Origin of the sequence: Pseudoalteromonas sp. B160 (assembly GCF_037162485.1) — a bacterium.
Classification (GTDB): domain Bacteria; phylum Pseudomonadota; class Gammaproteobacteria; order Enterobacterales; family Alteromonadaceae; genus Pseudoalteromonas; species Pseudoalteromonas rhizosphaerae.
Window position 1 is genome coordinate 126,576 of sequence record NZ_JARLUX010000002.1, and the last position, 17,071, is coordinate 143,646.

General features: G+C 39.5%; 13 protein-coding genes. 9 read left to right on the forward strand and 4 right to left on the reverse strand.

Annotation, left to right across the window (positions count from 1 at the left end; translation table 11 throughout):
• Positions 1-35: 35 nt before the first annotated feature.
• From P4S61_RS19275 to vgrG, 4 genes are all read right to left on the reverse strand, one after another.
• Positions 36-413 (reverse strand): hypothetical protein, encoded by a 378-nt coding sequence (locus P4S61_RS19275; RefSeq protein WP_337118998.1) that lies wholly within the window; start codon positions 411-413, stop codon positions 36-38.
• A 392-nt stretch (positions 414-805) separates the two neighbouring features.
• Positions 806-1,150, reverse strand: coding sequence for an immunity protein YezG family protein (locus tag P4S61_RS19280; protein ID WP_337118999.1), 345 nt, complete (start codon positions 1,148-1,150; stop codon positions 806-808).
• Between the two features lie 144 nt (positions 1,151-1,294).
• The gene (locus P4S61_RS19285) at positions 1,295-1,753 is read right to left on the reverse strand and encodes a DUF4303 domain-containing protein (protein WP_337119000.1); all 459 of its coding nucleotides are present in this window, start codon (positions 1,751-1,753) and stop codon (positions 1,295-1,297) included.
• Positions 1,750-5,346, reverse strand: a complete 3,597-nt coding sequence (gene vgrG / locus P4S61_RS19290; RefSeq protein WP_337119001.1) for a type VI secretion system tip protein VgrG — start codon at positions 5,344-5,346, stop codon at positions 1,750-1,752. Before vgrG ends, P4S61_RS19285 begins: the two co-directional genes overlap by 4 nt.
• 314 nt (positions 5,347-5,660) lie before the next feature.
• On the opposite strand from vgrG, the gene P4S61_RS19295 reads away from it, so the two are divergent.
• The 9 genes from P4S61_RS19295 (at position 5,661) to tssC (ending at position 17,063) form a co-directional block, all read left to right on the forward strand.
• Complete coding sequence (locus P4S61_RS19295; protein WP_337119002.1) at positions 5,661-5,993, forward strand: hypothetical protein; 333 nt, start codon at positions 5,661-5,663, stop codon at positions 5,991-5,993.
• A gap of 120 nt (positions 5,994-6,113) precedes the next feature.
• Entirely contained in the window at positions 6,114-6,581 is a 468-nt protein-coding gene (tssJ, locus tag P4S61_RS19300; protein WP_145242499.1) for a type VI secretion system lipoprotein TssJ, read from the forward strand.
• Positions 6,581-7,921: a type VI secretion system baseplate subunit TssK gene (gene tssK, locus P4S61_RS19305; RefSeq protein WP_145242497.1), complete on the forward strand. Its 1,341-nt coding sequence runs from the start codon at positions 6,581-6,583 to the stop codon at positions 7,919-7,921. Before tssJ ends, tssK begins: the two co-directional genes overlap by 1 nt.
• 10 nt (positions 7,922-7,931) lie before the next feature.
• Positions 7,932-8,657 carry a type IVB secretion system protein IcmH/DotU gene (gene icmH / locus P4S61_RS19310; RefSeq protein WP_261375633.1) on the forward strand — a complete coding sequence of 242 codons (726 nt, stop codon included), beginning with the start codon at positions 7,932-7,934 and terminating at the stop codon, positions 8,655-8,657.
• Between the two features lie 9 nt (positions 8,658-8,666).
• Complete coding sequence (gene tssM / locus P4S61_RS19315; protein ID WP_145242495.1) at positions 8,667-12,383, forward strand: type VI secretion system membrane subunit TssM; 3,717 nt, start codon at positions 8,667-8,669, stop codon at positions 12,381-12,383.
• An 8-nt stretch (positions 12,384-12,391) separates the two neighbouring features.
• Positions 12,392-13,384, forward strand: coding sequence for a type VI secretion system-associated protein TagF (gene tagF / locus P4S61_RS19320; RefSeq protein ID WP_145242493.1), 993 nt, complete (start codon positions 12,392-12,394; stop codon positions 13,382-13,384).
• Positions 13,381-14,940, forward strand: coding sequence for a TssA family type VI secretion system protein (locus P4S61_RS19325; protein ID WP_145242491.1), 1,560 nt, complete (start codon positions 13,381-13,383; stop codon positions 14,938-14,940). The genes tagF and P4S61_RS19325 overlap by 4 nt, the downstream gene beginning before the upstream one ends.
• Positions 14,941-15,004: 64 nt before the next feature.
• Positions 15,005-15,526 (forward strand): type VI secretion system contractile sheath small subunit, encoded by a 522-nt coding sequence (gene tssB, locus P4S61_RS19330; RefSeq protein ID WP_145242489.1) that lies wholly within the window; start codon positions 15,005-15,007, stop codon positions 15,524-15,526.
• A 10-nt stretch (positions 15,527-15,536) separates the two neighbouring features.
• Positions 15,537-17,063, forward strand: a complete 1,527-nt coding sequence (tssC, locus tag P4S61_RS19335; RefSeq protein WP_145242487.1) for a type VI secretion system contractile sheath large subunit — start codon at positions 15,537-15,539, stop codon at positions 17,061-17,063.
• The last annotated feature ends 8 nt before the right edge of the window (positions 17,064-17,071 follow it).

The window sequence follows — 17,071 nt, forward strand, 5'->3', positions numbered from 1 at the left end:
CTAAGTTTCCAGTACTCTTTTTTAAATTTTTCATACTAATATTGGAGCGAAGGGTTATTCCTAAAGCTATTATCATCTTCAATTTTATCTTTAATACTTGAATCAACATGTGTAGGTATTCCTGACGCAAAGTCAAGATCGGTTTTATATATCTTGCGATTATTAACTAAATTTGAGCTGTATTTTTTGTCGGTTGAATTAGAGAGTTTTTTACTTTCAGCCCCCTTCAAATCATTCCCTTTCGGCGGCTCAAGCTCATTGGCAACGGTTTTCTTCGGTTTGCCTACTATACCCGTGCTTGCCGGTGGCTCAAATTCATCGAGGGCTTTGTTTACGCGATTGCCAATTTCGTTTGCGGCGTTTTTTACGCCTTGGTCTATTTTTGGGGTGACTTCATCAAGTCGTTTGACCATGGCTTGCATGCCGTCAATGGCCGAGTCTGGCAGTAGGAGGTCGTATTTCCAGCTGGTTGAAATGTCATTAAGAGTATCTCTAAAGCTTTTAATAACTGCTTTGACTTCACTGGCGGCTTGTTTGCCTAAATTTTGCCAGTTTATTTTACGTAAATACTGAACAGGGTCGCCTTTGCCTACTTTCGTTGGGTAAAGAGCCGGAATACTGCAATAGCGGCTTCCATGGACTCACCGCTGTTTTTAATCACGACTTTTCCCACGCCTTTTACAGCAGAGTATTAAAGCGTTTATGGAGTAAAAGCTAATGAAAGGCTAGGGCGCTAATCTTAAAAGATTCTAGCGCCTAGCCTAACAACATCCATGTTGTTAAAGAGCGGGTAAATCAATATTGTTTAATAAGTTTGCTGTGCAGTGATAACGTCATCATCATTATTATCACGCTCAAAGTTCAGGTTGAACTGACCTTGCCGTGTAATAGTAAAAATGGCGCGCGTCCAGTTTTCTGGTTGGTGTTTAGTGGCATTCTCAAAAAGGGTGTTGAATAAATCGACTATCTCGTCTGTCACGGTAATCGGCTGTTCGCTAGAGTCATCGGCTTTTTTAAAGTGAGCTTGGCATTCAAGTAAACCTTTATCTTCGCAATTTAAAATGAGTTGGGCTTCAAGCCACGGCTCTTTTATTTGCTCGTAAAGGAACTGACCTAGGTGTTGTGGAACGTTTTTAATATCTGGTTGCATATGCTGTCCTTAGCATTATAAATGTCATAATTAGGGAGAGCTCCTTAATTCATGAGGGATTTTTAAATTACTTTATTTTTTCTAAATAATTTTCAAATTCAAGATTCCGATGCTTATTTGTTAATAGTTGATTTATTTTTAGCATTACGTCAATCTCTTTATCACTAGGATCGTTAAATTGTAATGAAATAAATGGAGCACGATGATCAAAAATACCTTCGTAAGTTCCAATAGTACTCCATGGATTATCTCGCAAAAAAATTGAGTTATCTGCTCATCTGTTAGATCTTCATCATAAAGGTCATCAAATATTTCTTCTATCCTTTCATTAATGTCGTTAAATGCCTCATATTCGTAAAAAATATTATTCCACTCAGATACAGAGTATTTGATTATTAGCCAATCGCTTTCAGGAAATTTTTCTTTTTTCTTTTCCAAATAATCATTAGAGTTCCAAGAAAAGCCAAATGCACTAAAGCCTGAATCACAATGAATAGCTATTGAATTTATATCCTTATACTTGTGAATCAACTTTTTTAAGAGCGCTTTATAAATATTACTTAGATCTTCGACAAGTTGATTTTTTTCTTGTTCAAGATTCATATTGTTCTACCTTTCGATATTGTTGCCCATTGCTCTAATACTTTGAGTATCGCTTTTTTATTGCCCCGAGATGTATTCAACATTTCATTTAGTTGAGCCTGAGGCTCTAATCCATGCTGTCCTTTTATGAGAGGCGCCCAAGCAAAATTCTCCTTAGATAATAAAGGATTAATACCTACATCTTCAAGAATTTTCCGATTTGAAACACCATATTTACCACCTCCTTTCTTCTCTACTAAATGGTGAGCATGATTGGGAGGTCCGGGATATTTAGTTCCTGATATTTCTTCATAATATTTTTTCCAATTGTCTCCCCACATGTTTTTACCACTTTTTAAAGAGCCGAAATATATAGCATCCTGTATTTCGTTTGAAGATAACCCTTCATTTGCAAGCTTTATTTTCCATGCTCTAAAATCTTTGCGTTTTAACGTAAAGAACTCATTGGCATACTTTTCAATTAATAAGCTATTAGAAAGCTGCTTATTTGCTTTGTTCTTAGCCCCCTTCAAATCATTCCCTTTCGGCGGCTCAAGCTCATTGGCAACGGTTTTCTTCGGTTTGCCTACTATACCCGTGCTTGCCGGTGGCTCAAATTCATCGAGGGCTTTGTTTACGCGATTGCCAATTTCGTTTGCGGCGTTTTTAACGCCTTGGTCTATTTGCGGGGTGACTTCATCAAGCTGTTTGACCATGGCTTGCATGCCGTCAATGGCCGAGTCTGGTAGCAGAAGGTCGTATTTCCAGCTAGTTGAAATATCTTGCAAGGTATCTCTAAAGCTTTTAATAATTGCTTTGACTTCACTGGCGGCTTGTTTGCCTAAGTCTTGCCAGTTTATCTCCCGTAAGTATTTTACTGGGTCGCCTTTGCCCATCTTGCGTAACACTGCAATAGCGGCTTCCATCGATTCGCCGCTGTTTTTAATCACGACTTTACCCACACCTTTTACAGCAGAGCCTAATAATGGAACCAAACCAATGGCGGTTAGGGTAAAGGCTATCCAACCGTCGCTGTCATTGGCTTTGTCATCATCGGTGAGTAACACGGTATTTGCACAAATATCACGAATATCCATGATTTGGTCAACCACCGGTATCATCGAGATAATTGTACCCACAACGATTTGTGATGTACTCGGGTTTCTATTAAAGTCACCTTGCAGTGTGCCCCATAACCAATCGCCTGCTTGGTTGGCTAAATTGCCAGCCTCTTCCAGTTTTGCAGTGTTACCGCTATTGATCATGTGCAAAGCATCGGCGGTGGTTATTTGCCCATACAACGGGTTTGGTGTGGTGTTATCTTCAGGCTGAAAATCGCGACTGTCTTCGCCGTATTTAACACTGAACTGACCGCTGGGAATATTGCTGAGTTGTGCTTGTCCACTGTCATCTAGTTGCCCGGTCGCTTGCGTTCCATCATCAAAGGTAATGGTGTAGGGAGCGTTTTTAACCGGGCTGCCGTCTTGGTAAACGTATTCTAAATCGACCACACTGGCGGTAGTTGCAGCAACGCCTGCATCATTTATGGTTACATCATTAATACGGCTAATACTCGAAGGGTTTGATGCACTTGGGCTACTGGCTGTTTGCGGGCTTTCTATATCGTAATCAACTGGCCCATCAAAGGTGACAATGTTACTGTCGAGGGTGAGTATATTGGTAGCGATGATGGTGGCGTTGCCTTGGCTATCGAGTTTAATTTCGCCGCCTGCGTTATGAATGATTAAATCGCCTTGCCCAGAGCCTGTGATGTTAATTGACTTACTGGTTTGTAAAAACGTTGAGCCATTTGGTACGTTGAGCTTTAAATCACTGTTATTAGTCTTTAGTAAAATATCACTTTGCGCGTTTATTTTAACCGCACGCCCCGAAATTAATGATAGCTCTTGGTCAGCTTTAACATCGATTTTTTTACCTATGAACGCATTGTTGCCGGCACTCTGGTAATTTATATTGCCGTTGTTAGTTTGTTGTTTGAGTTCATTTTTAACATCAATAAATTGATTGTTCTTTATCACGAACTGTACATTGCTTTGCTCGGTTTCTAGGCAGAGGTCTTTTCCTGCGTGCAAGTTTATAGTGCCTAGTTGGCTTATCCATTCTATGAATTGGCGGCCAGACTGTTTGGCGTTTAGCTCAAAGTAATGTTCACTGGCAAGGGTTTGTAAAATAACTTTTGGCTCATTGTCGTCATCATCAAATAGTAGTTCGTTGTGGGCTGCGGTTAATAATCGGTTATGCGTTGGATTGGCGGCGGTTACTACGCTTGGTTGATCGCTATTTAGTGCAAAGCCCATAATGTAGGCGTGATTAGGGTCGTTGTTAATACAGCCTATTAGTACCTCTGAACCACCGACGAGTGGAAAGTGCCATCCAGTGGCCTGAGTTTGGTTTTGGCATGCATACAGAGCTAACTTTTGCAAGGCAGGGCTTGACTGCGTTATTGGTCTGGCATTTTTGTCAAAATCAACGCGGGCTCGATATTGCCCGTTGTCATCAATAAATGCATTGCCGGTCAGTGATTCTACTTTCGCAGGGAATACCATCGGTTTTGCTTGATGGGGAATAGGGAGTGGCTTAAAGGGGGTGCCTCGCTCAATAAATTGCGCTGTACAACTGTATTTAGTTAAACCCTCATGGCTACTTTCGTCACTTGGTTGCTCGCTGTAGTGCTCGACTGCGATACAGAGCAAGTCACCACTGCTACCAATGCCGGTGTTATCACTTAATGAAATCGAACATCCCGCAAATAAATCACATACGTTACCAGTTAAGCTAATAACTTTATTTAAACTCGCTAGTGCATTACTAAAATTTTGTGCTTGATTAGTTGCGGCGGATTGCGATAACGCACAGGGTTCAAAGAATGATTGGCTATTGCTGGCAATGGTATTAAATTGCCCATAGGCTGCACTGTTTGCAGTATTGTTATAAATAGACTCAGTAAGTTGAGCATGCATAAAGCCAACAAATTGCTCTCTGTGTTGGTTATTCATTCCAGCGCTACTGGTAACTTCTAAAACGCCGCGCTCAAGGTAGGGACTATTTAAATTACTGTCGCTTATCACCAGTATTTCAGCCGAGTCTTTGCTTTCAAACCAATAAAATAAACCATGGGAAGCCAGTAAACGATGAAAAAACTGCCAGTTACTTTCCATTGCTTGTACGCACTGAGGCATATCAGCAAACGGTTGGGTAACTCTGAAATCTACTTGACCTTGAGAGTATCCGGCTTGTGATGCTAGGTAGTGTAAAACATCTTTTAAATTAACCCCGATAAATACTTTGCTATCTGAGGTGTTTTTTAGCGTACTCAATCGATCTTTAATGACGATATGATAGCGGCGTTTTTTATTGAATAACCCAAGATCGGTGCTTTGTGTTATGAGGCCTGCTTGGTGGCGATAGTAATTGTCTTTATTTACAAATGTAATTAAGGCCGATTGTAATAATAAATCGTTTAAAGGCTCATCTGTGAGGGTGTCGAAAATCAGGTCAAACTCAAAGCTTTTATTTAAGCGTTCAATTCCCTTTACCTGAGTTACGTTCATTGTTTTATTATTAATATCTAACAATAATCGTGATTTAGACATTTCCTTGTCCTTTTGCTACCTTGGTCGATAATGCGTGTAAAAATACACATTAATCTAGCGATAATCAATGAAATATTTGTAATCAACGATATTTAGATTATATGAAAATAGGTTCATAATGTGTTCATTTTTAAAATTATATGGTGTGGTCGCTTTTATTGGGAACAACTTTAAGTTAGAAATAGTTGTATTTTCGCACTGAATTCGGTTGACATTTTAACAATTATGTTTGTATCATGCGCTAATTCTAAGGACTGAATAATTACCGCTTTAGTGCAACTTTAAGCTGACTATGTTAAATCAAGGATGATAAAATGAGAAAAAAAGATTTTATAAATCAGGTTGATAGCCTTTACTCCTTGGCTTGGTCTCTAACCTGTAACATCTCCTCTTTACTTGATCAAACAGGTATTCCTGCACATCGTGTTTTTTCTGAATCTGTTATAGATCAGTTTTTCTTCTTTTTGAATAATCCTCCAAAGAACGATGGAAATATTATTTTAATTAATGAAAATATATCTAGTTATATTCAAGAGTTAATAGTTTTAAATTCTAAATTAATATCTTCAATCGATCATGTTGTCATCAAGTCTCTAGCTGTTGAAAATCAAGAAAATAAAAGTTCAGGTTTTTTTCTAGAATTTTAAATGACAATCGCTGGTCAGATTGTGCGTCAGTGCGTTTTAACAGGGTTATTTGCCCTGTTTATGAAGAGATCCTTTGTAAAAACTGAATAATCAATTTTAAAATATCTAATGAGGTATTAAATGCGTTTTGCAATAAATAAAGTAATCTTAGCTGTGCTGTTAATGTCACTCACTGCGTGCATGAGCACTAATGTAGAGTTAGACATTACAGCAACAGATAATTTAAATTTAAATCAATTTGATGAAGCACTTCCAGTGGTTCTCAGAGTGTATCAATTGTCTGATATTCAGAGCTTTAAAACAGCGACGTTTGAAGAACTTTGGAAGTCAGATAAATCAGTATTAGCAAATTCATTGATCACGTTAGAAGAACGCACTATTAATCCTGCCGAAAAAACAACGATCGCTTTTGAACAAGCTGAAAATGCTCGTTTTGTGGCAATTGTTGCGTTATTCAGAGATCGCCAAGGAGACAAATGGAAAACGTATTATCAATTAGGTGATGGTCCGGTTAAATTATCGACTGCATTAGATGTGCTGATCACAAATAATGAAGTGCAGTTGCCTGACGTGGATGAGGCACAGTAATGAGTACTAAAGCCCCCGTAAAACCCGTCTGGGCTGAAGGTGTATTATTAGCACAACACCATTTTCAGTTATTTGATGAGTATCATGAGCAAAATCAAATTGTAAGACAGCGACTTATTTCTCCATTGGTATTTGGTATCCAGCATCTTGCAATTGATGAGTCAGCGTTATCACGTGGGCTATTAAAAATTACTAGCTTCAAATTGTTACTTGAAAATGGTCGATTACTTGATTTTGATCGCCAACAACATGACGAATTAAAGCTGGAATTAGATCCTAACCTAGATGAAGTGATTATTTACATCGCGATTGCTGCCAATAAAATCGTTAGTAATATTGAAGGTTATGCAACAACCGGTCAGCTCAGTGCCTATCATGCAGACTATATTGAGTTAAATGATGATCATGATGCTGCACGTAATCGTGAAGTGCTGATAGCGCACCCTAAATTTATATTACTAACAGATAGTGATGTAAAAACTTATTTTGATACTTTAGCGTGTTTGAAAATAGTCCGCGCAGAAGACGGCTCTTTTGTTGTTAATAAACACTTTGTACCACCACTGTTAAATATCAGTGCTTCGGTATATTTAACTGAGCTATTAAATCGCACCGCAAATTTAGTGAATGCGAAAGTCAATGTGTTGCTTAGTCGCAGGAAAAACTTTGGTTCAGTGACTGACTTTGGTCCAAACGAGATGAATAGCTTTTTATTACTTAATGCGATGGCACCTTCAGCAAAGCGGTTGGATCATTTAAAAAGTTTGTCATTAGTTCATCCAGAGCGTTTGTACTGTGAATTGGTTGATTTGATCAGCTCTGTATCGATGTTTGAACACAGTGATTTAGTAAACCAAGTCCCTCCTTATCAGCATAAACAACTCAGCCATGTATTTGGTAAGTTAGATGAGTTGCTAACTAAGCTACTTGAAGGTGTTGTGCCTAAGAAAATGGCTGGCCTTAAACTTGAAAAAATTTCCAATGCTATTCATCAGGTTGCGACTATTGACTCAGCAATTTTTGAGCATAACGACTTCTATCTCGCGGTTTATTTTGAAGCTGAGGATACTAAGTGGATTGAAACATTTAGCGACCAAGTTAAAGTTGGCGCAACTGAAAAACTCGATATTATGATTTCATCAGCCCTTGCAGGTGTTCAGCTAACTCACTGCCAACGGCCGCCAAATAAATTAGCAATAAAGAGTGGATATGAATATTTCCGTCTTGAATCACATGGTTACATTTGGCAGCAAATAATCGAAGAGCAGTCGTTAAGTTTATTTATTCCATTTGGTTTGCAAGCTGCGCAAATCGAAATAGTTACTGTCGCACGCAATTAAGTTAGGTGAAATGATGCAACAACAATCACAACAACAAGATTTAATCGCCTGTATATCACCGGTTATAAATGCGTTATCGCCATTAAAGCTCAAGCAATCAACCGATCTTGAGCTGAACGATTTTCGTGATCAGTTATTAAATAGTTTTGATGAGTTTGAGCGTAATTGTTATGCCCAACAAGTGACGACTAGTGTGATGCAAGAAGTAAAATTTGCTCTTACTGCAATGTGTGATGAGTTTGTAATGAGCTCCGGAGCGCATTTTCGTATGGACTGGATGTCACGACCGCTGCAGTTAGAGTTTTTTGGCAATAACCGTGCAGGTGAAGAGTTTTTTGAGCGTTTAGCGACTTTGCGTAATGGCGGTGAAAATAAATTTGCGGCGTTAGAAGTGTACTATATTTGTTTGCAATTGGGTTTTGAAGGTATCTATAAAGTTAAAGGAATAGAACAGCTTAAAGCTTTGATAGTTGACATTCGTGCACAAATTGAAGATGTCAAAGGCACGCCTAATGCACTGCTTTCTGATAATGGCGTACCTGCTGAAGGGTTTGCTATGAAAGTCGGTCGTAATGTCCCTTATTGGGTTATTCTGTCGATTTGTTTAGGCTCAATCGCTTCCCTATTTGCAGGCTTTCATTTTGTGATCAACAAGCAGGCTACACAGAGTACGCAAACCATAAGTAATCAGGTGGAAGTACTCACTCAATTGAATAAAACCAACGAGACACGATAAGGCAATACCATGCAAGGAAGAGTAAATAAAAGTGGCCTAGTGCATTTTTTACTGGGCTTAGTGTCATCTCGCGCCACAGGACAGTTGATCGGTCTAATTGCAGTGCTGAGCATTGTTTGGTTTGCTGGGCGCATGGTGGGCTTAGACACGACTGATAAAAAGCTGATTGCTATGGGAGCAGTTACGGCGGTATTCATTTTATTTATTTTTACTCGTTGGTTATGGACTAAGCGTTCTGGCGATAAGTTAGCTTCTGAACTTGCAAATCACAATGCGGGCTCAAGTGCTGAGCTTGATGAAATAAAAGAAAAAATGCAAGAAGCGTTAGGCTCATTAAAAGCATCGCACTTAGGCGCTGGCTATCGTGGTAATACGGCTCTTTATGCACTACCTTGGTATATGATCATTGGTCCATCAGCGACCGGTAAAAGTACTTTATTTGCTAACTCTGGATTACATTTTCCGTATTCAAACTCTAGCGAACTGCATATTCAAGGTTTTGGTGGCACACGTAACTGTGATTGGTGGTTTTCAGATCAAGCGATCTTAATTGACACCGCAGGACGTTACACAACTGAGCAATCAGAAAACAAAGAGTGGTTATCATTTTTAAATTTACTGAAAAAGTACCGTCCAAAATTACCTATCAATGGCGTAATGGTCGCAATTAGTGTGGCTGATGTTTTAACCTCTGACAGTGAAGAAATTCGCCAGCATGTAAAGTTAGTCCGTGAACGTATTGAAGAGTTGATCACGCAACTAGGTGTTATTTTCCCTGTTTATATCACTTTCACAAAAACCGATTTAATTAGTGGCTTTGAACCTTTTTTTAATGACTTATCTGAAAAAGAGCGCGAGCAAGTGTGGGGCGCATATTTACTTGATATTAGTGAAGACCAAAAAACCGATCCGGCTGAAATGTTCGAGCTCAGAATGGATGAATTATACGAACGTTTGTGCCAGCAACGTTTAAGTAAAGTGGCCCGTGAACGAAATGAGCATCGTAAACAGTTGATCCTTGATTTTCCTAATCAGTTTAAATCGGCCTCAACAAAACTAACCGAATTTGTAAACTTGCTATTTAAAGCGAATCCGTACCAAGAAGTTCCTTGGTTTGCAGGCGTGTATTTTACCTCAGGTACACAAGAGGGCACACCAATTGAGCGAATCACCAACGGTGTACGCGATCAATTTGGCGCGGTTGTGGTTGAACAAAAACAAGAAACAATCACCCAAAGCTATTTTATTAATCGCGTTTTTAATGATGTTGTTTTTAAACTACAAGATTTAACTCGGGGTAATCGTAAAAAGCGCTTAGTAGGTCGTTGGTTAAAAGGTTTAACTGTAACCACGGGGCTTGCCTCAATAGCGGCGATTACAGCGTTATTGATTACCTCATACACCAGTAATCAGTTATTGCTTAACCAAGGCGAAGCACGCGTGAAAGCGGTGGTTGAAGTTAATGTAAATAAGGCGAAGGCGGATCAAAAGCTAGCTGCAACACTTGCATTATTTGAGCATTATCAGGAGCTTGTAAGTTATGAAAAAAGCTTACCTTGGTATTTTATTTTTGGTATTTACGAAGGTGACGAAACAACTCAAAGTGTCGCGAATGTATTATTTAACCAGTTAAACCAATTGATCACACTTCCTGCTGAAAAACAGGTGTTAGCACAATTAAAACAGTATGAAAGCCGTTGGAACTCTGATGAGCCGGAGTCACGCGTAGGTATTCGACAACCTTATTACGAAGCACTTAAATTACATTTAATGCTAAGCACACACCCCGAACATAAAAATGATGAATTTGCTAAACAGCAGCTACTTAGTTTTATTAGTAATCACTTTAATATTGATTTAACAGCGCAACAAGATACACCCATTTATAGTCAATTAACTGCGTTGTTAGATGTGTACTTAGCTAATTTAGGTACTGATCTAGAGCATCCTGGGAAGATTAATTTTTGGCAAGCAAATGAAACCGCAATTTATACTGCGCGCGAAAGTTTAAATACTCAACCTGAAGCTGAGCCTCTGTATAAGCAAGTGATAACAAGCTTTGCTGAGCGCAAAAAAGCATTACAGCTTAATCAGTTTATGTCGGCTAATAACCGTGATGTATTAAAAAGTAGCTATGCAATTCCTTATGTATATACCAATGCTGGTTGGCAAGAATATGTATATCCTGAAATTAAACGTATTTCACGTTTAGTGTTCTCAGGCGATTGGGTTATGGGCACCAGTAATGACGAAGGGCAAAATGCTGTAGATGAAGCACAAGCTGAGTCGTTAGCCAAAGCAATGCGTGCTTATTACTTTAAGGATTACGGTAATACTTGGTTCGAATTCTTAAATAGTATTCAAGTCCCAGCGTTTAGAGACTTAAACGATGCAAGTATTGATTTTGCTCGCCTTTCATCAAACGATGGCCCATTGATAGATTTAATGATGCTGGTGAACAATAACATAATGGTTGCTGACGAACCTTCAGCCGTTACCGCGAATAATGACAAAATTGCGACCTTAGTTGCCGGTGCTGCCGACGTTGCGCAGAAAAAAGCAGCAAAAGGAAAGCTAGCTAAACAAGCTATGAACAGCCCTGATTTTTCACAAATGAGTACGGTTAGAGCGCCAGAGCTGGAATCTCGCTTTGCTGATTTACGCCGTTTTACACAAAACGATGATAATAAGCGCAGTTCTGATTACATGGGCCAGTACATTAGTTCATTAAGCAGCATCCACTCAGACATAAAAGCGATGGCGGCGAGTAATGAAGATGATGGCCAAGCTATGATTTTTGTCCAAGATTTACTCTCAGGTAATAATCAAACCAATGCTTTGCAGTCTTCATGGATCATCATTGAAAGCCAAACACGTGCTTTAGACCCACAAACAAAAGAAACGTTGGATACTCTTTTCAAAGCGCCTTTACAAGCGGGTATAGCCACAATTATGGCCAAAGCACGAAGCCAGTTAAATGAAGAGTGGGAAAACCAAGTTTATACAATGTACAGCAACAGCATCGCAGGAAAGTACCCATTTAACCTAAATGGACCTGATGCCGCGATTGCTGATGTGTCGGAGTTTTTAAACACTGAGTCGGGCATATTATGGAACTTTACTAACACTCAACTGAAACCTTTTATGAAAGTACGTCGTGGCGTATGGGAAGAAAAACAGTGGAATGGTGTTGGTATTGGCTTTAGTAAAGAATTACTCGATGGTTTAACAAAAGCAAATAAAGTAACACGTTCACTATTTACTAGTGGCGCAGATTCTGCGGGCTTTAATTTTCAGATGATGCCAGTACCACAAAGAGGCATTCGTGAAACTTATTTAGGCTTTTCAGAGCAAGGTTATCGCTATCGTAATGAGCCGGAGGAGTGGCGTAACTTTTCTTGGCCTGGTCGTGGTGCTGCAGAAAAAGCGATTCTTTATGGTTTAGATAATAAAGGCAATCGAATTTCGATTGAGCAAGATGGTCCGTGGGCGCTACTTAAAGTGCTTAATAATGCTAATGTAAAATGGATAAAAGGCACTGAGTTCTTAGCTACATGGGAACTAACCGATAAGTCAGAACAGCAATTAACAGTACAGTTTTCCTTAAAATCAGGGCGTAATAGCGGTATTTTCTCAAAATATATGCTGACTTCGTTTGCTTTACCGAACTCGTTGTTTTCGAAATCGCCGCAATATGCGCAGTCGAATAATAATTCGGTACAGTAGGGGCGGATATGTTTAATTTATTTTCTAAAAAGAAATCGCCGTTACTAGTAAAACAGTTTTCTTACGGTTATATGGGGAAAACACCAGTACGACCTGATTTTGTGAAGTTAAATATTTCATCGCGTGAATCAGTGGCATTTGATCATTGGTTACAAGAAGGATTTGCTCACCTTAATCGTGGTCGAAAGGCGAATAATGTTGCTGTACTTAATGGTGTTAAATCGTTGTTTTTTGTATCTGGGAACAGTGAAGACAGTAGTTTGCTTGGTATTTTACAACCAAGTAAAGATAGTAGTGGCCGTTTTTACCCTTTTAGCTCTTTTATACATAGCGGATTAGAAACTTATAAACGCCATCCAGCATTTTTGTTTTTATATGCTAGTCATGTGATTGAGCACTTAATTGGTGTGAATGATCGCATTAAAGAAGCGCCATCAATTGATGCGATGGCGGAACAAGCTCATGCTTATAACAAGGTTGCTGATGCGTTGAAGCAACAACCAAATTTAAATCAAGAGCTAGATAAACTGCGCATGATACCGATGAGTGTGCTGTGGCAGCATCTCCAGATGAATGATGTGCATAAGCGTGCTGTATTAATTGAAGAACTATCTGCAGTATTGAAGTCGATTGCAAATAGAGGCTGTCTACGCAGTCAATTTGGTATTCGTTTACCAATGCCACAGTTTAGTCATGAGAGCGCCTTGGTCGCTGGGTTTTGGCTGCATTTAATAGCATCTGTGGTTGCTGATCACAACTGGCAACCGTGGTTCTTTTATCAACTAGGATGTGAAGATCATGCGCCTAGTTTAACGGTGTTTTGTCGTCCTGTATCGGCATCCTATTTTAGCTCGATTTGGTTAAATGAAGACAAATCAACACAAATTATTGATTTGACGAATTTACCATTGAGCAAAGTGCCAAGTGACTACAGTATTAATTTTGCCGATATGGATAACGTAAGTGTATACGATGCACTAAGACGATGGTGTAAAGCATGAGTTTAAAGCAACCACATACTCACAATAGCTGGCAACTTTGGCTGGATGAACTTGCTGCACCATTGCAAGGTTTGCCGTGTGGCGAAGATTTAAAATACGAAGAAACATTTAAAAGTCTCAAAGCATCTTCATCGGGTGTTGGTGAGGTTGATTTTAAAGTGATGTTTATTCAAGCAACTGACTTATTACAGAATAAGAGTAAAGATTTACGTATTGTTAGTTACTTATGCTTAGCTGCAACCAGTGAATTTGGGGTGCAGGGGTTAATTAGTTCAATCAAATTGTTTAATAAGATATTGGCTGATTTTAGCAACGACGTACACCCACTTAAAGAGCGCATGCGCAGTGCTGTAAATACCTGGTTTTTACAGCAACAAGAACGTCTAAAAGGGATTTCGCAAAGTCATTCGGCAACCGCAGAACAATGGGCTGAACTAGATGCGGTATTAACCGATTACAACCAACACTCAGTACCATTATTAGATAGTGAATCAGGTCCTTTATCTACTTTAAACGAGTGGACTGACGAGCAAATGAAACGCAACCCAGTTGCAAAGGCAGTCGAGCCGTCAGTTGTTAGTAAAGACGATACTGAACAAGCACCAAGCGACGGTACACCGGCAACAAATTCAACATCATCAGTGCACAGCTCTGTAAGTCAAGTTGCAAGTATTACGGTTGGTGATCTCAGCAGTGACACGGCTTATTTATCAGCTATTCGTGAATTACTGAATTTTGATAAAGAACAAAATAACATCGAGCGGGTGATTAAATTATCACGTGCTGCACGTTGGTCTGGGCTGAAAATACCGGCTAATGAAAATGGTAAAACACGCTTACCAGCACCAAGAGCTGCGGCTTTTGCACCGATTGAAAATGCACTTGCCAGTGAACAACCAGAGCAGGCACTCATGCTTGCTGAAGGCTTATTTATGGAAGGTGCGATGCAATTTAATCTCAACTTACAAATGTTGGTATTAAGTGCGTTAAAACAATTAAATAAAGGCAAGCTAAGTTACTGGCTTGAGCAGCAATTGATTAATTTAACTAGTCAGTTTCCGCTTTTAACTCATTTACAGTACGACGATGGCACAGGGTTATGCAGCCCAGCCAATAAAGAAACGTTACTTGAAATTAGCAATGCACAAACACCAGCAAGCAATAATTCGCAAGGCAATATTTTTGATGAACATTATAGCTTATTGGCTGATGAAGTAGTGCAAGGACAACTCAGTGCTGCGCTTAGCAAGGTTGAGCAATTAAGTACTCCTACCGGGTTTGACCAATCACAAAGCCAATTATTAAAAGCCAAGTTGTTACTTAAAGCGGAGCATTATGAACACGCTTTGGCAATTTTAACCGAATTACTTGAGCAAATTGAAACTTTTCAATTAGCGAAGTGGCAACAACATTTTTGCATGGAAGTATGGCGTTTTGCCAAACAATGTTACGCCAATCTGTCGTTGGCAGAAAGTGATGAAATGAGTTTAGCTGCTAAGCAAATTAGTCAGCGAATGATGGTAACCAATCCGGCTCAAGCAATAGCTTGGATTTAGTTACAAGAGCCTGACTAATGGGTCGAGGTTAATTGGAATTGATACAAACTGCAAAGGAAGAAACATGACAGATACATTTCAAAAAGAGATCCCAAGAGCTCGGATCAATATCTCTTTAGAGCTTGATACGGATGGCGCATCGCAAAAAAGCGAATTGCCACTAAAAATGCTGGTAATTGGTGATTACTCTAATGGTTTAAATACCCAAGACCTTGCTGAGCGTGAACGCGTAACAATCAATAAAAATAATATTGAGCAAGTGTTAAAAGATATGGCACCAAAGGCAAACTTTCAAGTTGCTAATAAGATCAAAGGCGATGGCGAGATCAACGTGAATTTACAGTTTGATTCGTTTAAATCGTTTGATCCAGAATCAGTTGCTTCACAGGTACCTGAGTTAAATAAAATGATGGCAATGCGTAACTTACTGCGTGACTTGAAATCGAATCTTTTGGATAACTCATCATTACGTAAAGAACTAGAGCGGGTATTACAAAACCAGCCAGAACTTGATGAGTTAAAAGCTAAGCTGGATGAAATTGCCCCGCTTGCTTCTGAAGACGAAAAACACCCAGTTACTGAATAAGGACGTTACCATGTCAATGCAAGAACAATTAAACGTTGCAGCTCATTCAATTGAGCAAGCTCCGGTATCAACCTACGAAAGCCTTTGTAACTTGGTCGATATTGCCCCAGTTGCAGATGAGATCAAATTAGACACTTTTCGTGATGCCAGCAACCTTGCTGAAACCCGTGCGAATGAGCGTTTAACAGCGGCAATCAATGTATTTTTAGATATGGCTGGCAGCAGCGGCCAAGAAGTTACGCGTATCGATAAGTTGTTGTTAGATGACTATATTGCGAAAGTTGATACGATTATCTCACAGCAGTTAGACCAGATTTTACATAATCCAAACTTCCAAAAAATGGAATCAGCTTGGCGTTCATTGCGTTATTTAATTAATCGCACGCCAAACAATGCCAACATCAAAATCGAAATGCTCGACGTTGATAAAGAAACCCTGCGTGATGACTTTGAAGAAGCACCTGATACCACGCAATCAGCATTGTACAAGCATGTTTATACCTCAGATTACGACACCCCAGGTGGCGAACCAGTATCGACTATGGTATCGAACTTTGAGTTTGATTGTTCAGCGCCAGATGTTTCATTACTACAAGAAATTTCACGCGTATCAGCTGCGGCGCACTGCCCATTTATGGGCAGCGTAGGACCTAAGTTTTTCTTGAAAGACTCACTTGATGAAGTATCTAAAATTCAAGATATTGGTTCGTACATGGAGCGTGCTGAATTTTTACGTTGGAAAAACTTCCGTGAATCAGAAGATTCACGCTATATCGGCCTAGCGTTCCCACGTTTCTTATTGCGCTTACCGTATGGTGAAACTAATCCACTGCGTAACTTTAACTACCAAGAAGATGTAAACAGTGAACACCATGAGCGCTATTTATGGGGTAACGCAACGTTTGCTTTTGCCGCCAATATTATTCGCAGTTTCCATGATAATGGTTGGGCAGTTAACATTCGTGGCCCACAGTCGGGCGGTAAAGTTGAGAATTTACCACTTCATTCATTCGAAGCAGGTAAAGGCTCAGAAACTAAGATCCCAACAGAAGTATTGATCTCAGAGACTAAAGAGCTTGAATTTGCTAACCAAGGGTTTATTCCACTTAGTTATTATAAAAATTCAGACTTTGCGTGTTTCTTCTCAGCTAATAGTGCGCAAAAGCCACAAGTGCTTGAAACGCCAGAAGCAACCTCAAACGCACGTATTAACTCGCGTTTACCGTATATCTTCTTAGTATCGCGCATTGCGCATTACTTAAAAGTGTTGCAGCGTGAAAACATAGGTTCGAGTAAACCTCGCCATGAATTAGAGCAGCAGCTTAACGATTGGTTAGGTGCGTTAGTTACTAAAATGAATAACCCTGATGAGTCGTTAATTGCAACGCATCCATTAAAAGATGCCAAAGTGACTGTTGCTGAAATTCCGGGTAACCCTGGTTATTACCGCGTTAGTACTTACATAGTGCCGCATTTCCAAGTGGAAGGTATTGATGTGCGTTTGGCATTAGTAGGGCAGATGCCTGGCGAAAAATGAACTGCCAA